This is a genomic window from Sphingomonas sp. AP28, assembly GCF_056680455.1.
Genome location: NZ_CM155283.1, coordinates 3,367,703 through 3,387,328 on the forward strand (window position 1 = coordinate 3,367,703; position 19,626 = coordinate 3,387,328).

The following is a 19,626-nucleotide window of genomic DNA, read 5'->3' on the forward strand; positions in this document are numbered from 1 at the left end:
CGCGCATGCGCAAGCTGTACGACGAGACGATCATCAAGGCGATGACCGAGAAGTTCGGGTACAAGAACGTCATGGAGATCCCCCGGCTCGACAAGATCGTGCTGAACATGGGTGTCGGCGAAGCCACGCAGGACAAGAAGAAGGTCGACCAGGCTGCTTCCGAAATGGAGCTGATCGCCGGCCAGAAGCCTGTCGTGACGAAAGCCAAGAAGTCGATCGCGCAGTTCAAGCTGCGTGAGGGCATGCCGATCGGCGTGAAGGTCACCCTTCGCCGCGAGCGCATGTACGAGTTTCTCGACCGTTTCATCACGATTGCTCTTCCCCGCGTCCGCGATTTCCGCGGCCTCAACCCGAAGAGCTTCGATGGCCGTGGCAACTATGCCTGCGGTATCAAGGAGCAGATCGTGTTCCCAGAAATCAGCTATGACCGGGTCGACAAGGTCCGCGGCATGGATGTGATCGTAACGACGACCGCAAAGACCGACGACGAGGCTCGCGAGCTTCTCCGTCTGTTCGGTTTCCCGTTCCCGATCGAAGACGACGCTGCCGACGAGAAGAAGGCAGCTTAAGTAACTCCCTCTCCCCTCGGGGAGAGGGTTGGGGTGAGGGGGAGTGAGTCTCCCTCGCCCCGCCCGAAAACTGGAGGCGCGGTCCTGCTGGGCTGCCCCTCACCCCGACCCTCTCCCCGGAGGGGCGAGGGGGCAGAAGAAAGAAAGAACTTAAGTCGATGGCGAAACTGAGTTCAGTCAACAAGAACGAGCGCCGCAAGCGCATGGTCAAGCAGTATGCCCCGAAGTACGCGGCACTGAAGGCAATCGCAGCGGACAAGACGCTCGACGATGGTGAGCGTCTGATCGCTCGCCTCAAGATGGCGGCACTGCCGCGCAACGCGAACCCGACCCGCATCCGTAACCGGTGCGAGCTGACCGGTCGCCCGCGCGCCTATTACCGCAAGTTCCGGCTCTGCCGTATTCAGCTGCGCGATCTGGCCAACAAGGGCCTCATCCCCGGCGTCACGAAGTCGAGCTGGTAAGGACTAAATCATGGCAGTGACCGATCCCCTGGGTGATTTGCTCACCCGTATCCGTAATGGCCAGCGCGCGAAGAAGGACTCCGTCCTCACGCCGGCGTCGAAGCTGCGGGTCCGCGTGCTCGACGTTTTGCAGCGCGAAGGCTATATCCGTGGCTATAGCGAAGAGCAGATGGGCCCTGCGGCCGGCCTTCGCATCGAGCTGAAGTATTTCGAGGGCCAGCCTGCGATCAAGCATGTCGCGCGCGTCTCGAAGCCCGGCCGTCGCGTCTATTCCGGCTCGCAGGAACTCCCGCGCGTCCGTAACGGCCTCGGCATCACCATCGTCTCGACGCCCCGCGGCGTGCTGTCGGATTCCGAAGCACGCGAGCAGAACGTTGGCGGCGAAGTCCTCGCGGAGGTGTTCTGATGAGCCGCATTGGTAAGAAGCCGGTCACCGTACCGGCAGGCATCACGCCGACCATCGAGAACAAGCAGCTGACGATGAAGGGCCCCAAGGGTACCCTTAAGATGCCGCTTCGCGACGAGATCAGCTACACGATCGAAGACGGCGGCATTTCGGTGCAGCCGGCCAACGACACCAAGCGCGCTCGCGCGTTCTGGGGCATGCAGCGGACCATGGTGCAGAACCTGGTCACCGGCGTGTCGGAAGGCTTCACCAAGAAACTGCTGATCACCGGCGTCGGCTATCGTGCCGCCGCGCAGGGTCGCAACCTCAAGCTGCAGCTCGGCTACAGCCACGACGTCAACATCGACGTGCCGGAGGGGATCGAAGTCAAGACCCCCGACAACACGACGATCGAGATCTCGGGTTCGGACAAGCAGATGGTCGGTCAGCTGGCCGCGGAAATTCGTCAGTGGCGCAAGCCCGAGCCTTACAAGGGCAAGGGTATCAAGTACGACGGCGAGTTCATCTTCCGCAAGGAAGGGAAGAAGAAGTAATGACCAAGGGACTTTCTCTTTTCGCCAAGCGGCGTCGCCGCAACCGTACCGCGCTCCGCGCACGTGCAGGCACCCGTCCGCGGTTGTCGGTGCATCGCTCGGGCAAGCACATTTATGCCCAGGTGATCGACGATGCCGCCGGCACGACGGTCGCATCGGCCTCGACGCTGGAGAAGGACGTGCGCGGCACGTCCGGCGCCAACATCGACGCGGCGACTTCGGTCGGCAAGCGCGTCGCCGAGGCTGCCAAGGCAGCGGGCGTGACCCAGGTCGTGTTCGATCGCGGCGGCTTCCTCTACCACGGTCGCGTGAAGGCTCTTGCCGATGCCGCGCGCGAAGCCGGATTGGAGTTCTAAGACATGGCTGACGAAAACAACACGCCGGCAGTAATCGCTCCCGAGACGACCGCACAGGACGTCACGGCTCAGAATGTCCCGCAGAGCACTGGCTACCAGGGCAACAACGGTGGCGGTCGCGGTCGCGGCGGTCCCGGTGGCGGCGGCGGTGGTGGTCGTGGTGGCCCCGGCGGCAACCGCAGCGGTGGCCCAGGTGGCAACCGCGGTGGTCGTGACGGCGGTCGCGGTCGCGACAATCGTGGCGGTCGTCCCGGTGCGGACGATGGCGGCGAAGAGCTGATCGAGAAGCTGGTGCACATCAACCGCGTCTCGAAGACGGTCAAGGGCGGTAAGCGCTTCGGCTTCGCAGCGCTCGTCGTGGTCGGCGACGGCAAGGGTCGTGCAGGCTTCGGTCATGGCAAGGCACGCGAAGTACCGGAAGCCATCTCGAAGGCGACGGCTGCTGCCAAGAAGAAGATGGTTCGCGTTCCGTTGAAGGACGGTCGCACGCTGCATCATGACGGCAACGGTCACTTCGGTGCCGGCAAGGTCACGCTGCGGTCGGCGCCTCAGGGTACAGGCATCATCGCCGGTGGCCCGATGCGCGCCGTCTTCGAATCGCTGGGCGTTGCGGACGTTGTGACCAAGTCGGTCGGCACGTCGAACCCCTACAACATGATCCGCGCCACGTTCGAGGCCCTTGGCGAGCAGACCTCGCCCAAGGCCGTCGCACAGCGTCGCGGCAAGAAGATCGCCGACCTGCTCGGCCATGGTGGTTCGAAGACCGCCGAGGCCGATGCAGCTGCGATCACGGAGTAAGCGATCATGGCAACCATCAAGATCACGCAGACCGGTTCGCCGATCCGCCGCGAGAAGGACCAGCGTGCAACGCTGATCGGTCTCGGTCTCAACAAGATGCACAAGATCCGCGAGCTGGAAGACAGCCCAGAGGTCCGCGGCATGATCCGCAAGGTGCAGCACATGGTGTCGGTCGAAGGCTGAGCCTTCACGCTACCTAGTGACAAATACCGGGAAGGGGGCTAACGGCCCCCTTCCTCATTTCCGGATTCGAACCCGGCGATTTCAAACCAGCGCGTAACAAGCGAAAGCGAGTGCATTACCATGAAGCTTAACGAACTCCGCGATAACGAAGGTGCCCGTAAGTCCAAGATGCGCGTCGGACGCGGCATCGGCTCGGGCAAGGGCAAGACCGCAGGCCGCGGCCAGAAGGGCCAGAAGAGCCGTGAGGGCGTCTCCATCGCCGGCTTCGAAGGCGGCCAGATGCCACTGCACATGCGTCTGCCTAAGCGCGGCTTCAACAACATCTTCCGCAAGGACTTCGCAGAGGTCAACCTCGGCGCGATCCAGCTCGCGGTCGATGCCGGCAAGATCGAGGCTAACGCCACGCTCGACCACGACGCGCTGAAGGCAGCAGGCCTGGCACGCGGCGGCAAGGACGGCGTCCGCCTCCTCGCCAAGGGCGAGCTGACCACGGTCCTCTCGTTCACCGTCGACGGCGCGTCGAAGGGCGCGATCGAAGCGGTCGAGAAGATCGGCGGCAAGGTCGAGGTGATCCACTTCGTCCCCGCAGCCGAGAAGGCTGCCGCTAAGAAGGGCGTGAAGTACAAGGAGCGTGCGGCGCACAAGGCGTCGTTCAAGGCTTAAGTCGGACTGAAGGGGGCGGGTGCTGATGCACCCGCCCCCTTTTTGTTTGCCCGGAGTGCTCCTCTCTTCTGTTCGCCCTTAGCTAAGTCGAAGGGCGCTTCCCTCGGGGCACTATCCTCCGACTTCGCTCAGGACGAACGGGTAGGTGGCGACCCTCATTCCGTTCGTCCTGAGTAGGGGCTGAGCGAAGCCGAAGACCCGTATCGAAGGATTTGCCCCAAGCGAGCGGGTCCTTCGATACGCCACTTCGACAAGCTCAGCGTCTACTCAGGACGAACGGAGTGGGCACTTTGGCCACCTAGCCATTAGACAAGCGCGCCCGTGCGCCTATATGAGCGGCGGGGGCGGTCATAACGCATCCCGCCTTCTTTGTTTCCAGGACGATCACACGCATGGCATCCGCAGCCGACCAGATGGCGCAAAGCATCAGCCTTTCGAAATTCGCGAAGGCGACCGACCTCAAGAAGCGGTTGTGGTTCACGATCGGTGCGCTGATCATTTTCCGCCTGCTCAGCTATGTCCCGCTGCCGGGTGTCGATCCGACCGCGCTCGGCCTGCTCTCGCAGCAGACGCAGGGCGGCGTGCTCGACTTCTTCAACACCTTCTCGGGTGGCTCGCTCAGCCGCATGTCGCTGATCGCGCTCGGCGTGATGCCCTACATCACCGCCTCGATCGTGGTGCAGCTCGCGACGTCGCTGTCGCCGACGCTCGCCGCCATCAAGAAGGACGGCGAATCGGGTCGCAAGCGCCTCAACCAGTACACACGCTACGGCACCGTCGGCCTGACCGCGGTGCAGGGCTATTTCATCGCCGTCGGGCTTGAGACGCTCGGCGCCGCACAGGGCATCCAGGCAGTCATCGAGCCCGGCATGATGTTCCGCGTTGCCGCGGTGATCTCGCTGATCGGCGGTACGATGTTCCTGATGTGGCTCGGCGAGCAGATCACCAGCCGCGGCATCGGCAACGGTGTCTCGCTGATCATCATGGCCGGCATCGTCGCGCATCTCCCCGTCACGCTCGTCAACCTGCTCGAAGGGGGCCGCTCGGGCTCGCTCGATCCGATCAAGCTGATCGGCATCGTCGTCGCGGTGGTCGTGCTGATCCTCTTCATCTGCTTCATGGAGCGCGCGCAGCGCCGCATCCTGATCCAGTATCCCAAGCGCCAGACTCAGCGCGGCATGCAGGCCGATCGCAGCCATCTGCCGCTGAAGATCAACACCGCCGGCGTGATCCCGCCGATCTTCGCCTCGTCGCTGCTGCTGATGCCGCTGACGATCTCGCAGTTCGCCGGTCAGCGCGTTGCAGGTGAGTCGAAGTGGGGTGATTTCATCATCACCCTCAACCAGTACCTTCAGCATGGTTCGCCTGTTTACATGCTGCTGTACGGCGCCGGCATCATCTTCTTCTCGTTCTTCTACACCGCGGTCGTCTTCAACCCCGAGGAAACCGCCGACAACCTGAAGCGCAATGGCGGGTTCATTCCCGGCATCCGCCCGGGCAAGAACACCGAGAACTACTTCGATTACGTGCTGACGCGCATCACCGTCATCGGTGCGGCGTATCTGACGATCATCTGCCTGTTGCCCGAATATCTGGTGACCGCATTGCAGATCCCGTTCTACCTCGGTGGTACGAGCCTGCTGATCGTCGTCAACGTGACGATGGACACGGTGACGCAGATCCAGTCGCACCTGCTGGCGCACCAGTATGGCGACCTGATCAAGAAGGCGAAGCTCAAGGGCAATCGACTTCGTTAAGCTGCGGGTCTAACGCGGTAAAAATCCTGCACGAACGAGGGGAGTGCGTTTCGTGAATATCATCCTTCTTGGACCGCCTGGCGCCGGCAAGGGCACCCAAGCCGCCACGCTCGTCAACGAGCGCGGCATGGTCCAGCTTTCGACCGGCGACATGCTGCGTGCAGCGGTTGCCGCCGGAACGCCGGTCGGCCTCCAGGCGAAATCCGTGATGGAGTCCGGCGGTCTCGTGTCTGACGAGATCGTGTCGGGCATCATCGGCGAGCGTCTCGACCAGCCGGACACGGCCAACGGCGTCATCTTCGACGGCTATCCGCGCACCGCCGCGCAGTCCGAAGCGCTCGACGGTCTGCTCGCCGATCGTGGTCGTACGCTCGACTACGTCATCGAACTGGGCGTCGATGAGGCCGCGCTGATCGACCGCGTCGTCGGCCGCTACACGTGCGCGAAGTGCGGTACGGGCTATCACGATCGCTACAAGAAGCCGGTCGTTGCCGGCGTCTGCGACGTCTGCGGCTCGACGGAGTTCAAGCGCCGTCCCGACGACAACGCTGAGACGGTCCACAACCGCATGGCCGAATACCGCGCGAAGACGGCACCGATCCTGCCGATCTACGACGCACGGGGCTTAGTCCACCGGGTTGACGGCATGGCCGACATTGCGCACGTCGGTGCCGCAATCGCTGCGATCCTAGACAAAAGGTAAGCGTGTTCCGCCGGGGGGGCGGGGCCCAATCTGGGTCCCCACCCTCACACCCTTTCCGTCATCCCGGCGAACGCCGGGACCCACGGATCCGGCGGACCAAGCGAGAGCGTGCTACCACTTCCCACTCCGCAACCATGGGTCCCGGCGTGCGCCGGGATGACGGGGTAGGAGTGGGGCGGCTGACTGAGGCTGTTTCGTCTCAGGCCCAGAACAACCATCAACATGACGAAATTGTCACCCCTCAGTCATCGCCCTGACCCCCGCCCGATCTTAGAACGACCACGTAGCCAGCAACGGTCGCATGAGTTTCCAGAGATCGGTGCCCGTCACTCCCGGGGGTACCGTGGGGGCCGGCGGGAAGGGTTCTTTCCGCCGGCCTTTCCGTTTATAAGGGCAGGAGATGGTGACCGAAATCGGTGGCAGGGAAGGTGATACCGCGTTGAGCCGCAAGATCCTGATCGTCGAGGACGACGCCTCGACATCCGCCTATCTTGCCAAGGGCCTGGCTGAGGCCGGCCATGCAATCGAAGCCTGTGCAGACGGCCGCGACGGCCTGTTTCTCGCCAGCGAAGGCATCTTCGACCTCATTATCGCGGACCGCATGTTGCCGGGCCTCGACGGCTTGTCGATGGTCAGCGCGATTCGTGCCGCCGGTATCGCTACGCCCGTCCTAATCCTGTCCGCGCTTGCCGCCGTCGACGACCGCGTCGATGGCCTCAAGGCCGGCGCCGACGATTATCTGTGCAAGCCCTTCTCGTTCGCCGAGCTCTCCGCGCGGATCGAGGCCATGCTGCGCCGCTTCGACCGTGCCGCGACAGAGCCGCAAAAGACCAAGCTGTCCGTCGGCGATCTCGAGATCGACCTGCTCGCTCGCGCCGTATCGCGCGCCGGCCGCTCGATCCCGCTCGGCGCCCGCGAGTTCAATCTGCTCGAGTTCCTCGCCCGCCATGCCGGCCAGGTGGTGACGCGCACGATGATGCTCGAGAAGATCTGGAACTATCATTTCGACCCGGGTTCGAACGTGGTCGACGTGCATATCGGTCGCCTCCGCCGCAAGCTCGAGGATGGTTTTCCCACGCCCATTCTCCACACGGTTCGCGGCGCAGGCTACCGGCTCGCCGTTGAAAACTGATCCGCGGGCGTGATTCGCCTCTCGGTTACCGCCCGGATCGCGCTGCTCTCGATCGCTTTGGCGCTGGTTTCCAACCTCGCGCTGGTCGGGTTCGTGTGGAAGACCACCAGCGCCGACGCGATCGATGCGATACGGCGCGAGACTACCGAACAGTCGGAAGCCCTGCGCGCGGTCTGGCGCGGTGGCGGGCTTTCCGCGATCCGTCAGGCGATCGACAGCGCGGTCGTACCAGGCGACGTGTCCCTCGTCCTGGCGGTGATCGACCCGAAGGGCAGGGCGGTGGTCGGTATTGCGCCGGAACGCCTCGCCGTTCCCCTCCGCGTCACGCGTTTCCGGATTGCACGGTTGGGCGCGGACGAACTCTGGTCTGCGCGCGAGACCGGCTATGCGCTGCACCCGCTCGGCAGCTATTGGCTACTCACCGGCCGTAATCTCGACCTCATCGCGGCGGAGGAACGCGCGATCGAACGCGCGCTCGCGGTCGCGGTGTTCCTCTCACTTGCGCTCGGCGTCATCGGGGGACTCGTCCTGACCCGCTACGTCAGTCGGCGGCTCGACGGCATCGCCAAGGCGATCGAGGCGGCGGGCGAGGGCGACCTCTCGCGCCGCGTCGACATGATCGCAGGTGGCGGCGATGCGTTCGACCGGCTCGCCGCGCGCTTGAACGTAATGCTCGGCAAACTAGAGGGCGTGATGGCCGAACTGCGGATCGTCACCGACAGCCTCGCGCACGACCTCCGCTCGCCGCTCGCCCGCCTGCGCACGAAGACCGAGCAGGCGGTTCTGATCGCCGATCCCGACGCGCGGGAGGCGGCGCTGGGCGGCCTCCTGGTCGAGACCGACCTGGTGATGCGGATGCTGACGATGGTAATCGAGATCAGCCGGTCGGGCTCGGTCTCGCGAGACCGCTTCATCGAGGTCTCGCCTGCGAACCTACTGGAGGAGATCGGCGAACTCTACGCGCCCGTCGCGGAAGACGCCGGCCTCGTCTTCACGATCGCGATCGACGACCGCCCGCCAACGATGAAGTTGCACCGCGAACTCATCAGCCAAGCGATCACCAACCTGATCGACAACGCGCTCCGTCATGGTGCTGGCGGTGGCGAGGTCACGCTGCGGATCGTCCACCGCACCGACGGCGTCGCGATCCAGGTCGAGGACCGCGGCCCCGGCATCGCCGCCGCCGATCGCGCGCAGGCTCTGAAGCGCTTCGGTCGTCTCGACAGCGCGCGCTCCACGCCCGGTGCCGGCCTGGGCATGGCGCTGATCGAAGCGGTGGCGCGGCTCCACGATGGCCACTTCGAACTCGCCGACAACGCCCCCGGCCTCGTCGCCCGCATCGTCCTCCCAGTCTGATCCTTCCCCGCAAGGGGGAGGTGGCTGGCGCTTGCCAGACGGAGAGGGAGGTAAGGGCAACCTCGGTTCCGTGTCCTCCCCCTCCGTCGCTTCGCGCCACCTCCCCCTGGCGGGGGAGGATTGTAAGCCGCAATCGGTTGACCGGAACCGCCTGCCCGGCGAGACCGTGCCCATGACGACGCTCGCCTCTCATCGCCGCATTCTCGCCGCCAGCCTGGTCGGCACCGCGGTCGAGTTCTACGATTTCTACATCTACGCGACCGCCGCCGCGCTGGTGTTCGGTCCTCTGTTCTTTTCGGGGCAGTCCGCGTCAGCGCAGTTGCTGCTGAGCTACGCCACGTTCGGTCTGGCCTTCGTCGCACGCCCGGTCGGCGCGATCGTGTTCGGGCATTTCGGCGATCGGATCGGGCGCAAGTCCACGCTCGTCGCATCGCTGTTGCTGATGGGCGGATCGACCGTCGGGATCGCGTTCCTGCCGACCTATGCGCAAGTCGGCTGGATCGCCCCCGCGCTGCTGTGCCTGATGCGGCTGGGGCAGGGGCTCGGCCTTGGCGGCGAATGGGGCGGGGCGGCGTTGCTGGCGGTCGAGAACGCACCGCCGCACCGCAAGAACACCTGGGGCATGTTCCCGCCGCTTGGTGCTCCCGTGGGCTTTCTAGCCGCGAACGGGCTGTTCCTGATCATCGGCCTCGTGCTCGACGAAGCGCAGTTCATCGCCTGGGGCTGGCGCATTCCGTTCCTGCTCAGCGCGATCCTCGTGGGGCTCGGCCTGTGGGTGCGGCTGAAGCTGACCGAAACGCCGGCGTTCCTCGAAGCCGAGGCGACCGAAGCGCTCCCGAAGGTACCAATCGCGACCCTGCTGACGAAGCACCTGCGTGCGACGCTGGCGGGCACGTTCGGCGTCATCGCATGCTTCGCACTATTCTACCTCGCGACCGCGTTCGCTCTTGGTTACGGCACCAAGACGCTCGGCTATTCGCGCGAGGCGTTCCTCGGCGTCGAACTCGTCGCGATCTGGTTCCTGGCAGGCGGCGTGATCGTGGCCAGCGTGCTCGCGGACCGGCATTCCGCAGCACGAATGCTCGCGATCGGGTTTGCCGGGTGCATCGGTGTCGGCGCGCTGATGGGGCCGATGCTGGGCTCGGGATCGCTGTTCACGGTGTGGCTGTGGTTGTCGGGCGCGCTGTTCGTGATGGGGTTCGCCTACGGGCCGCTCGGTGGCTGGCTGCCGAGCCTGTTTCCGGCGGGGGTGCGCTACACCGGCGTGTCGATGACGTTCAATCTTGGCGGCGTGCTGGGCGGTGCGCTCGCGCCGATCGTCGCGGAGGCACTGGCCCCGCATGGGTTGTGGCTGGTCGGCGGGTATCTGATGGCGGCCGGGGTGCTGAGCCTTGGCGGGCTGCTGATCCTCGGCCGCACGACCGACAAATAGAATGCTCTCCCGCCTCTGCGGGAGAGCATGCCTTTACGCGGACACTGGCCGCAAGAGCGTCAGCCGCGCCTTGCCGTGCACCCGCGTGGCGTCGACCTCGAAGCCGGCCAGTTCGACGACCTCGGCCTTCGCCGTCTCCAGGCTGATCCACGTCGCCGGCCCGACCCAACCCAGTCGCGACAGCTTGTCGAGCGCGACCAGTCCGGCACCGGTGCTGTACGGCGGGTCCATCAGGATCACGTCGAGCGGCGCCGGCGCGGGCCCGAGCGCCATCACCGACGTCGCGCGGACATCACCACGAATCTCGAGCTTGGCGAGGTTCGCCTTCAGCGCATCGACCGCCAGTTTGTCCGATTCGACGAACATGCACGTCGCCGCGCCACGCGAGAGCGCCTCGATGCCGAGCGCACCCGAGCCCGCGAACAGATCGGCGACCGCCAACCCTTCGAAGCTTCCGACCCGACTGGTCAGCATCGAGAACAATGTCTCGCGCATCCGGTCGGCGGTGGGACGGGTGGTGTCACCCTTGGGCGCGGCGATCTGACGGCCGCGGTACAGTCCTGCGATGATCCGCATCAGCGCTTCCCTCCACGTGGTGCACGGGGCGGATGACCGCGGCCTCCCGACGGACCCTTGCCCGGTGCCGTAGGACGGCTCCCTCGTTCAGGCCGCGCCGGACCCTCCGAACGCACGGGTCGTGGCTCGGCACCCGGACGACCGCTGGCACTCCGCGCCGCGCGCTTGTCGAGCGTGCTGCGTCCCCGCGAATCGTCGGCCTGCGGACGGAAGCCCCGCGGTTGCTCCTGACGCTGCACCGTAGCGCCCGCGCCGACGCGCGACGGCGCAGCGCGCTCCCGCGGTGGCTTGGCGGCGCGGAAATGCTTGATCTTGGGGCTCGTCCTCAGTTCCTCGCCGCGATCCGCACGCTCCTGCCGCACATACGGCTTGGACGTCTCGCCACTTGTCGGCCGGGCGTGATGCGTCCCCGTCGGCCGAGCGGCATTCCGCACATCAGGCCGCGCCCAGGGATCGTTGACGTCGCCGCGCTGCATCGCCGCGGTCGGACGGATCCGCTCCGGACGTGCCGGTCGTAAAGGCCGATCGGTCGGTACCGCGCCGCTCGAAAAGCCCGAGCTTGCAGGCGCCGAATACGGACTGCGAACCGGCGCACGCACGCCAGCAGCAGGCCGCGCACCCGAAACCGGACGCGCACCCGGCGCCGGTCGCATCGTCGGAGCAGGTCGCGGCGCATTGCTGCCCCGCTGGCTCGACCGCGCACCGATTCCCGCCCCCGCGCCGGCACTCGCGCTGATCCCGATGTTCGCGCGCGCGCCCGGACCCTCGGGGCGACCCTTGGCCAGTTCCTTCTGGAACGCGACGACGTCGTGCTGCAACACCTCGCCGATCTGCCCGGGCGGCAGGTCGCCGAGCACGAACGGACCATAACGCGTCCGGATCAGCCGCGAGACCTGCAATCCGAGATGCTCGAGCACGCGGCGGACTTCGCGGTTCTTTCCCTCGGTCAGGATCATTTCGATCCAGACGTTCGCACCGGTCCGACGTTCGATATTGGCGTTGATCGAGCCGTAGCGCACGCCTTCGATTTCGATCCCCTCGATCAATTCCTCAAGCTGCGGCTGCGTGATGTTGCCGTAAGCACGCGCACGATAGGCACGCTCGACGCCGGTCGCGGGCAGTTCGAGCTGGCGCTTGAGGCCACCATCGGTGGTCATCAGCAACAGCCCTTCGGTGTTGAGATCGAGCCGGCCGACCGGCACCAGCCGCGGAAGATCCTGCGGCAGGCGGTCGTATATCGTCGTACGGCCGGCGGGATCGCGCTCGGTGACGAGCAGCCCGGTCGGCTTGTGATACAGGAACAGCCGCGCAGCGCTCGGCGCCTCGACCGGATCGCCGTCGACGGTGACGCCAGCCAGGTTGCGGAGGATCGTCGCGGGCGTGTCGAGAATGGTGCCGTTGAGCGCGACGCGCCCCTCGGCGATCATCCGCTCGATATCGCGGCGCGAGGCGATCCCGGCGCGGGCGAGCAGTTTGGCGATACGGTCGCCTTTGACCGGTGTGGCAGGAGTTGCAGGCGCGTCGGTCGACGGGCTGGCAGTCGGGTTATCGTCTTTTGAAGTCGTCATGGCGCGGCTGATACTATGGATCGGCGTCCAGCGCGAAAATATTTGCGACCGTTCGTGCGGCGGTGCGTTAGAACTCGCGAGCGTAACGACCTTTCGTTCGCGTCCGGGGGCCTGTCGGCAATGTTGTTCGGGAAGAAGAAGCGGCAGATTGTCCGGCTCTTGGTGGTCGAGGACGAACCGCTGGTCGCGTTCGACACCGAATATTTCCTGACGGACGCGAAGTTCACGATCGTCGCGACGATCGACCGGGTCGCGGAGGCTTTGCCGATCTTGGCGAGCGACACGGTGATCGATCTGGTGCTCGTCGACGTGAACCTAGCGGACGGCTCCGGCATCGATGTCGCACGCGCGGCACAGGCCCGCGGCGTGCCGGTAATGTTCGTGACGGGAAGCTGCCCGGTCGAGGCAACCACGCTCGCCGCCGGCTGCATGGCCAAGCCGTACATGCCGCGGGACTTGATCGCCGCGATCGAGGCTATCGAGGCGATGCTCGGTGGCGGCAAGCCGACGCGCGTGCCGTCGGGCTTCACGTTGTTTCCGCGGACGGCGTGACGCTGGTCGGCTAACGTCTTCCCTCGCCCGGACAGCGCGCTATGGTCGGCGAATGTCCACCGATACTGTAGCCCCCGATCCCGTCGAACGCAGCTCCGTTCTCGCCACGCTAGCCCCATACCTCCGGCCGAGACCGATCGCCGCGTTGCTGCTCGGCATATCGAGTGGCTTTCCGCTGGCCTTGCTGCTCGGGACAATGGGCTATTGGCTGTCGAAGGTCGGTATCGACAAGAAGACGATAGGGTTCGCGATCGGCCTGACCACGCCGTACACGCTGAAGTTCCTGTGGGCGCCGTTCATCGACCGGTTCGAAATTCCGGTGCTGACTCGCCTGGTCGGACAGCGCCGCGCATGGCTGTTCGTGGTACAGGCGCTGTTGTTCGGATCGGTCTGGATGCTCGGGTTCAGTGCGCCCCAAGAGCATCTCGGCGTCTTCGCGTTCTGGGCGATCGTCACCGCGTTCCTCGGCGCGACCCAAGACATCGTCATCGACGCATATCGTATCGAGATCCTGCCCGAGGACGAACTCCCGCATGGCACGGCCAACAACCAGTTCGGCTACCGTCTCGGCAACTTGGCCGCGGGCGTCGGCACGATCGCGATCGCCTCGTCCGAAGGCCTGGGGCTGGGCTGGGCACTGGGCTACGGCCTGACCGCGTTCTGCGTCATTCCCGGCGCGCTCGCTGCTCTTTGGGCCGGGCGAGGCCTCCACGATCACGTGCTGGCCAAGCAGCCGCACGAGACCGGCGGGCGCTGGCTCGAAGATACCATTATCGGCCCGTTCCGCGAATTCTTCCAGCGGCGCGGTGCGGTGCTGATCCTGCTGTTCGTGCTGATCTACAAGCTCGGCGACGCGATGGGGCAGGGGATGCTCAACCCGATGATCGTCGAGCTCGGGTTCAGCGACACCGAATTCATCGCGATCAACAAGCTGGTCGGGTTCTGGGGGCTGATCGTCGGCACCGCGCTCGGCGCGCCGTTCATGGCGTGGCTCGGTCTCGGCCGCGCGCTGTTCGTGTCGGGCGTGCTGATGATGCTGAGCAACTTCACCTTCGTGATCTTGGCGTGGCATGGCCATTCGAACACGTGGCTGACGATCGCGGTGGCGACGGAGCAGGTGACCAGCGGGATCGGCCTGACCGTGTTCGTGACGTATCTCTCGGGGTTGTCGAACCTCGCCTACACCGCGACCCAGTTCGCGCTGCTGTCGTCGTTCGCCGCGGTCGGGCGGACGTGGCTGGCAGCCCCCGCCGGCTATGCCGCCACAGCGCTCGGGTGGCCGGGGTTCTGGATGCTGACGATGGTCGTCGCGATCCCCGGCCTCGTGCTGTTGTGGATCTTATGGCGGCAAGGGTTCGTGGTCGAGAGCGTCCGCCGGGCGCGGGCGGACGAAACGCCGGACTCTTCCACCGCTACACCGTGATCGGGCGCCCCTCGTCGGCGAAGGCCGCTGCGACCGCCGCGGCGCTGGCGAGGACGCCGTCGATGCGGCGGACGCCGAGCAGGTCGGCCATCAGATAGCGTGCGGTCTCGGGCGCGGTCTCGACGCGCGCGAGCACCGACAGCATCGCCGATTCCGCCGGCGTCATTCGCGCGCAGCAGCACGGGGCGATCGCGATCGTACCTGCCGAGGTACCGGCAAGGTCCGCCATCAGCGCCCTCAGCAGCACCAGCGGGCGACGGAAGCCTTGCCCGAACGCAGTGAACATCGTGTGCGAAGCGCGGGCGTCGGCGAGGCCGTGTGCGCCCATCCGCCGCATCGCGAACAAGGCGATTCGCGCGTTTTCACAGGGCGGTAGCGGGTGGGGCAGCAGCGAGGTCGCGCTGGCGATGGTCTGTGTCGAGGCGGCCGTCGAGTTGGTCGTCGAATTGGGGCGGGTATCGGTCATTCACGCGACTCCGTGGTGGTGCCCACAAAGTCGCCTGTTAGTTATTGATAGTCAATAGCAATAAGGACTCAGTCCGGCGGTTGGTCGTTTGCGGCGAGCACTTCACCGGCCAGGTAGAGCGAGCCGGCGATCAGCACGAGTTGCGGCTGGTCGGTTTGTGCGGCGATCGAGCCTAGCGCTTCACTGGGCGTGGCGGCTATTCCAGCGGTCTTTCCGAATGATCGGACGAGCGTCGCAAGTGCCTCGCGCGCGTGATGGGCGTGGCCGGGGACGGGGATGGCGATGACGTGGCCGACCGATGGCGACAGGATGCGGATAACGGCGTCCGCATCCTTGTTCGCGAGCATGCCCAGGATCAGCGTTACCGGGCGGCCCTTGGCGAGCGTCCGCAGAGAGCGCGCGACTGGTTGCGCGGCGTTGGGATTGTGCGCGCCGTCGAGCCACAATTCGCTGCCCTCGGGCAATCGCGCGAGCAGCGGGCCGTCCGACAATCGCTGCATGCGCGCGGGCCAGTGCGCCCAGTCGGCCGCGGCGCGCATCGCTGCTTCGGGAACGTGCAGCGCGCCCTGGTGACGAAGCATCGCGATCGCGAGCGCGAGGTTGCGCGACTGGTGCGCGCCGACGAGGCGGGGGCGGTTGGTGACGACCGAAAAGCCGGTATCCTCGTAGCGGACGGTCGAGCGTGCGGTTTCGCTCGTCCAGGCGGTGCCGCGGGCGAACACCGGTGCGCCAGCGACATCGGCGACCGCGGCGATCTTCGCGCGGAGGGCCTTGGGATAGTCCATCGTGACCATCGGCACGCCGGGCTTGGCGATGCCCGCCTTCTCGCCGGCGATCTCCAGCAGCGTGTCGCCGAGGAACGACTGGTGATCGATGCCGAGCGCGGCGATACCGGTGACGACGGGGTTGGGAATGACGTTGGTCGCGTCGAGCCTGCCGCCGAGACCGACCTCGACGATCGTCGCGGCGGCGGGCGTGCGCGCGAAGGCGAGGAAGGCCGCTGCGGTGGTGACTTCGAAGAAGCTCGCCTGGAGGTCGGCGGCGTGGTCGAGCACTTCCGACAGCAAGGCTGCGAGCAGGTCGTCTTCGATCAGCGATCCCGCGAGGCGGATACGTTCGTTGAAGCGGACCAGGTGGGGCGAGGAATAGACGTGCACGCTGTGACCGGCGGCTTCGATCGCGGCGCGGAGGAACGCGCAGGTCGAACCCTTCCCATTGGTGCCCGCGACGTGGAACACCGGGGGGAGGTTGAGGTGGGGGTCGCCTAGGCGGCTCAGGAGCGCGGTGATGCGCTCGAGGCCGAGGATGTCGGCGCCTGGCGACAAGGCGGTCAGTCGGTCAAGCTGGGCTTGCACTGCGGGGGACGAGGACGTCGCGTGGTCGGGCATTCTTCTAGGCTCCCTCTCCCCTCCGGGGAGAGGGCTGGGGTGAGGGGCAGTTCCGGGCGCAGCGTTGCTTGGCCGCCCCTCACCCCGACCCTCTCCCCGAAGGGGAGAGGTAGTGCGTTACGCGGCTTCGCGCGCGCTGAGGTACCCGATCACCGTGCCGAGCTGCTCGCGCAGGTCCTTGCGGTGGACGACCATGTCGATCAGCCCATGCTCGAGATAATATTCCGACGTCTGGAAATCCTCGGGCAGCTTCTCGCGGATGGTGCTCTCGATCACGCGGCGACCGGTGAACGCCAGCGTCGCCTTGGGCTCGGCGATCTGGACATCGCCGAGCATGGCATACGCGGCCATCACGCCGCCCGAGGTCGGATCAGTCAGCACGACGATGTACGGCAGTCCCGCATCGTGCAGCATCTGGATCGCGACGGTGCTGCGCGGCATCTGCATCAGGCTTAGGATGCCTTCCTGCATGCGCGCGCCGCCCGATGCGGTGAAGATCACGTAGGGCACGCGGTCCTCGATCGCCGCCTCGACGCCGCGCACAAACGCTTCGCCAACCGCGAGGCCCATCGATCCACCCATGAAGCCGAAATCCTGCACGCCGACGACGACGCGGCGGCCGTCGATCGCGCCGCGTGCGTTGATCAGCGCATCCTGCTCGCTGTTGTCCGTCCGTGCCGCCTTCAGGCGATCGGTGTAACGCTTCTGGTCGCGAAACTTGAGCGGATCCTCAGGGACCTTCGGCGCCGGCAGTTCGCTGCAGCTACCCTCGTCGAACAACTGCGCGAAGCGGATCTTCGGCCCGATGCGGTCGTGGTGATCGCATTTCGGGCAGACATAGAGATTGTCCTCGAGCTCCTTGGTGAAGACCATCTGCCCGCAACCCTTGCACTTGTGCCAGAGATTTTCGGGCGTCTCGCGCTTCGCGACGAAGGGCAAGACGTTGCGGACGCTGTTGAGCCAGCTCATGCGGGGACCTTCCGTGCGGACGCGACGGCGTCGGCGAGAGACTTGATATAGGCGCGGACCGGCTCGGCCGCAGCGGCACCGTGTTGCGCGACCAGTTCGACGATCGCGGAGCCGACGACGACGCCGTCCGCAACGCGCGCGACGTTGGCGGCCTGGTCGGGCGTGCGGATGCCGAAGCCGACCGCGATCGGGATGTCGGTCTGTGCCTTTAAACGGGCGACGGCGTCCTCGATCGAAGATTGCTGTGCCTGTTGGAGCCCGGTGATGCCGGCGACCGAGACGTAATAGAGGAACCCGCTCGCACCATCGAGCACGGTCGGCAGCCGGGCGGAATCGGTGGTGGGCGTCGCTAGGCGGATCAGGTCGATCCCGGCGGCACGCAACTGCGGGCCGAGCGCATCGTCTTCCTCGGGCGGGACGTCGACGCAGATCACGCCGTCGACACCGGCGTTGGCGGCGGCTTCGGCGAACCAGTCCGCGCCGCGCCGGAGCATCGGGTTGCCATAGCCCATCAGGACCAGCGGCACGTCCGGATGCCGCGCGCGAAACGCGGTGGCCGTGGCGAGGATGTCCGCGGTGCGCGTACCTTGCGCGAGGCTGCGGATGTTCGCGGCCTGGATCGCGGGGCCGTCGGCCATCGGATCGGTGAACGGCATGCCGAGCTCGATCGCGTCCGCGCCGCCAGCGACGAGCGCGTCGAGGATCGAGCCGGTAGCCTCGGTTGTCGGATCACCCGCGGTCACGAACGCAACGAGCGCGGCGCGACCAGCGGCGGCGGTGCGTGCGAAGGTAACGGCGAGGCGGCTCACTTGCCCCCCTCCCGCAAGCGGGAGGGGCTGGGGGTGGGCACCCGGCCTCCGCTGGCGTTGCGGTTTGCGAGGGGGTGGCTTGAACCAACCGTGCGACCGGTGTGAGCGCGAGCCCACCCCCGGCCCCTCCCGCGTGCGGGAGGGGGGAAGGACGCGGCGATCATATCGCCACCCCGAGTGCTTCAGCCACCGTGAAGATGTCCTTGTCGCCGCGGCCGCACAGGTTGGCCAGGATGATCTGGTCCTGCCGCATTTCGCGCGCCTTCTTCGTCACCGTTGCGATCGCGTGGCTTGGCTCCAGCGCGGGGATGATGCCCTCGGTCCGGCACAGCAGCTGGAAGGCGTCGAGCGCTTCGGTGTCGGTCGCGCTGTCATACTGGACGCGGCCGATGTCGCGCAGCCAGGCATGCTCGGGGCCGATGCCGGGGTAGTCGAGCCCGGCCGAGATCGAGTGTGCCTCGGTGATCTGGCCGTCCTCGTCCTGCAACAGATAGGTCTTGTTGCCGTGGAGCACGCCGGGGAACCCGCCCGCAAGGCTCGCCGCATGCTGCTTGTCGAGCCCGTGGCCCGCTGCTTCGACGCCGAGCATCTGCACGTCGGCATCGTCGAGGAACGGGTGGAACAGCCCGATCGCGTTCGAGCCGCCACCGATCGCCGCGACCAGCATGTCGGGCAGGCGACCGGTCCGCTCGAGCATCTGTGCGCGCGCCTCGGTGCCGATCACGCTCTGGAAATCGCGGACCATCTCGGGATACGGGTGCGGGCCGGCGGCGGTGCCGATAATGTAGAAGGTGTCGTGGACGTTGGCGACCCAGTCGCGCATCCCCTCGTTCATCGCGTCCTTCAGCGTGTGCGCGCCGCTGGTCACCGGGCGGACTTCGGCGCCGAGCAGCTTCATGCGGAACACGTTGGGCGCCTGACGCTCGACGTCCTTGGCGCCCATGTAGATCACGCACGGCAGGCCGAAGCGCGCGCAGACCGTTGCGGTGGCGACGCCGTGCTGGCCCGCGCCGGTCTCGGCGATGATCCGCGTCTTGCCCATCCGCATCGCGAGCAGGATCTGGCCGATGCAGTTGTTGATCTTGTGCGCGCCGGTGTGATTCAGCTCGTCGCGCTTGAACCAGACCTGCGCGCCCATGCCCTCGGGGGCGGACTCGCGCAGCGCTTCGGTCAGCCGTTCGGCGTAGTAGAGCGGGCTGGGGCGGCCGACATAATGTTCGAGCAAATCGTCGAACTGCGCCTTGAAGGCGGGGTCGGCCTTGGCGGCGCGATAGGCCTCGTCGAGTTCGAGGACGAGCGGCATCAGCGTCTCGGCGACATAGCGGCCGCCGAAGTCGCCGAAATGGCCGCGCTCGTCGGGCTGGGCGCGGTAGGAGTTGGGGGCGAGGGTTGGAGCGTTCATGCAGGGGCGTTTAGCACTTCGTAAATCGCTGTCACCCCTTCCGTTTTATCGGGCACCGCCCCGGCGGAGGCCGGGGTCCAATTGGAAAGATCATAATGGCGGCGGGAAGGGACTGTGAAAG

At 66.2% G+C, this 19,626-nt stretch carries 22 protein-coding genes; 15 read left to right on the forward strand and 7 right to left on the reverse strand.

Annotated elements, in window-relative coordinates; genetic code table 11:
- The first annotated feature begins 5 nt into the window (after positions 1 to 5).
- From rplE to AC1MH0_RS15510, 13 genes are all read left to right on the forward strand, one after another.
- The gene (gene rplE / locus AC1MH0_RS15450) at positions 6 to 569 is read left to right on the forward strand and encodes a 50S ribosomal protein L5 (RefSeq protein ID WP_082441396.1); all 564 of its coding nucleotides are present in this window, start codon (positions 6 to 8) and stop codon (positions 567 to 569) included.
- 158 nt (positions 570 to 727) lie between these two features.
- The gene (gene rpsN, locus AC1MH0_RS15455) at positions 728 to 1,033 is read left to right on the forward strand and encodes a 30S ribosomal protein S14 (RefSeq protein WP_056015537.1); all 306 of its coding nucleotides are present in this window, start codon (positions 728 to 730) and stop codon (positions 1,031 to 1,033) included.
- A 10-nt stretch (positions 1,034 to 1,043) separates the two neighbouring features.
- Entirely contained in the window at positions 1,044 to 1,439 is a 396-nt protein-coding gene (gene rpsH / locus AC1MH0_RS15460) for a 30S ribosomal protein S8 (RefSeq protein ID WP_031393751.1), read from the forward strand.
- Positions 1,439 to 1,972: a 50S ribosomal protein L6 gene (gene rplF / locus AC1MH0_RS15465; RefSeq protein ID WP_056047628.1), complete on the forward strand. Its 534-nt coding sequence runs from the start codon at positions 1,439 to 1,441 to the stop codon at positions 1,970 to 1,972. Before rpsH ends, rplF begins: the two co-directional genes overlap by 1 nt.
- Positions 1,972 to 2,328, forward strand: coding sequence for a 50S ribosomal protein L18 (gene rplR, locus AC1MH0_RS15470; RefSeq protein ID WP_031393749.1), 357 nt, complete (start codon positions 1,972 to 1,974; stop codon positions 2,326 to 2,328). Before rplF ends, rplR begins: the two co-directional genes overlap by 1 nt.
- Before the next feature lie 3 nt (positions 2,329 to 2,331).
- Complete coding sequence (rpsE, locus tag AC1MH0_RS15475) at positions 2,332 to 3,126, forward strand: 30S ribosomal protein S5 (protein ID WP_060524133.1); 795 nt, start codon at positions 2,332 to 2,334, stop codon at positions 3,124 to 3,126.
- Positions 3,127 to 3,132: 6 nt separating this feature from the next.
- The gene (rpmD, locus tag AC1MH0_RS15480; protein ID WP_480963492.1) at positions 3,133 to 3,309 is read left to right on the forward strand and encodes a 50S ribosomal protein L30; all 177 of its coding nucleotides are present in this window, start codon (positions 3,133 to 3,135) and stop codon (positions 3,307 to 3,309) included.
- Between the two features lie 120 nt (positions 3,310 to 3,429).
- Positions 3,430 to 3,972 (forward strand): 50S ribosomal protein L15, encoded by a 543-nt coding sequence (gene rplO / locus AC1MH0_RS15485; protein ID WP_056047631.1) that lies wholly within the window; start codon positions 3,430 to 3,432, stop codon positions 3,970 to 3,972.
- 392 nt (positions 3,973 to 4,364) lie between these two features.
- Positions 4,365 to 5,729 (forward strand): preprotein translocase subunit SecY, encoded by a 1,365-nt coding sequence (gene secY, locus AC1MH0_RS15490; protein ID WP_055872627.1) that lies wholly within the window; start codon positions 4,365 to 4,367, stop codon positions 5,727 to 5,729.
- A 52-nt stretch (positions 5,730 to 5,781) separates the two neighbouring features.
- Positions 5,782 to 6,432, forward strand: coding sequence for an adenylate kinase (locus AC1MH0_RS15495; protein WP_480963493.1), 651 nt, complete (start codon positions 5,782 to 5,784; stop codon positions 6,430 to 6,432).
- 439 nt (positions 6,433 to 6,871) lie between these two features.
- Positions 6,872 to 7,564 carry a winged helix-turn-helix domain-containing protein gene (locus AC1MH0_RS15500; RefSeq protein WP_480965763.1) on the forward strand — a complete coding sequence of 231 codons (693 nt, stop codon included), beginning with the start codon at positions 6,872 to 6,874 and terminating at the stop codon, positions 7,562 to 7,564.
- 9 nt (positions 7,565 to 7,573) lie between these two features.
- Positions 7,574 to 8,920: a sensor histidine kinase gene (locus tag AC1MH0_RS15505; protein WP_480963494.1), complete on the forward strand. Its 1,347-nt coding sequence runs from the start codon at positions 7,574 to 7,576 to the stop codon at positions 8,918 to 8,920.
- A gap of 172 nt (positions 8,921 to 9,092) precedes the next feature.
- Positions 9,093 to 10,352, forward strand: a complete 1,260-nt coding sequence (locus AC1MH0_RS15510) for an MFS transporter (RefSeq protein WP_480963495.1) — start codon at positions 9,093 to 9,095, stop codon at positions 10,350 to 10,352.
- A gap of 33 nt (positions 10,353 to 10,385) precedes the next feature.
- On the opposite strand, the gene rsmD is transcribed toward AC1MH0_RS15510, so the two are convergent.
- Both rsmD and AC1MH0_RS15520 read right to left on the reverse strand, forming a co-directional pair.
- Positions 10,386 to 10,928, reverse strand: a complete 543-nt coding sequence (rsmD, locus tag AC1MH0_RS15515) for a 16S rRNA (guanine(966)-N(2))-methyltransferase RsmD (protein WP_480953092.1) — start codon at positions 10,926 to 10,928, stop codon at positions 10,386 to 10,388.
- Positions 10,928 to 12,496, reverse strand: a complete 1,569-nt coding sequence (locus AC1MH0_RS15520; RefSeq protein WP_480963496.1) for a pseudouridine synthase — start codon at positions 12,494 to 12,496, stop codon at positions 10,928 to 10,930. The genes rsmD and AC1MH0_RS15520 overlap by 1 nt, the downstream gene beginning before the upstream one ends.
- Positions 12,497 to 12,616: 120 nt before the next feature.
- Between AC1MH0_RS15520 and AC1MH0_RS15525 the strand changes: the two genes are divergently transcribed.
- Both AC1MH0_RS15525 and AC1MH0_RS15530 read left to right on the forward strand, forming a co-directional pair.
- The gene (locus AC1MH0_RS15525; RefSeq protein ID WP_056060487.1) at positions 12,617 to 13,048 is read left to right on the forward strand and encodes a response regulator; all 432 of its coding nucleotides are present in this window, start codon (positions 12,617 to 12,619) and stop codon (positions 13,046 to 13,048) included.
- 52 nt (positions 13,049 to 13,100) lie between these two features.
- Positions 13,101 to 14,471 carry an AmpG family muropeptide MFS transporter gene (locus AC1MH0_RS15530; protein WP_480963497.1) on the forward strand — a complete coding sequence of 457 codons (1,371 nt, stop codon included), beginning with the start codon at positions 13,101 to 13,103 and terminating at the stop codon, positions 14,469 to 14,471.
- On the opposite strand, the gene AC1MH0_RS15535 is transcribed toward AC1MH0_RS15530, so the two are convergent.
- The 5 genes from AC1MH0_RS15535 to trpB all read right to left on the reverse strand — a co-directional run bounded on the left by AC1MH0_RS15535 (position 14,461) and on the right by trpB (position 19,505).
- The gene (locus tag AC1MH0_RS15535) at positions 14,461 to 14,937 is read right to left on the reverse strand and encodes a DUF6628 family protein (protein ID WP_480963498.1); all 477 of its coding nucleotides are present in this window, start codon (positions 14,935 to 14,937) and stop codon (positions 14,461 to 14,463) included. The genes AC1MH0_RS15530 and AC1MH0_RS15535 overlap by 11 nt on opposite strands.
- Before the next feature lie 68 nt (positions 14,938 to 15,005).
- Positions 15,006 to 16,325 carry a bifunctional folylpolyglutamate synthase/dihydrofolate synthase gene (locus AC1MH0_RS15540; RefSeq protein WP_480963499.1) on the reverse strand — a complete coding sequence of 440 codons (1,320 nt, stop codon included), beginning with the start codon at positions 16,323 to 16,325 and terminating at the stop codon, positions 15,006 to 15,008.
- A 117-nt stretch (positions 16,326 to 16,442) separates the two neighbouring features.
- Positions 16,443 to 17,294, reverse strand: coding sequence for an acetyl-CoA carboxylase, carboxyltransferase subunit beta (gene accD, locus AC1MH0_RS15545; protein WP_480963500.1), 852 nt, complete (start codon positions 17,292 to 17,294; stop codon positions 16,443 to 16,445).
- On the reverse strand, positions 17,291 to 18,103 hold the full coding sequence (gene trpA / locus AC1MH0_RS15550; RefSeq protein WP_480963501.1) for a tryptophan synthase subunit alpha: 813 nt from the start codon (positions 18,101 to 18,103) through the stop codon (positions 17,291 to 17,293). Before trpA ends, accD begins: the two co-directional genes overlap by 4 nt.
- A gap of 160 nt (positions 18,104 to 18,263) precedes the next feature.
- Entirely contained in the window at positions 18,264 to 19,505 is a 1,242-nt protein-coding gene (gene trpB, locus AC1MH0_RS15555) for a tryptophan synthase subunit beta (protein WP_480963502.1), read from the reverse strand.
- Between the last annotated feature and the right edge of the window lie 121 nt (positions 19,506 to 19,626).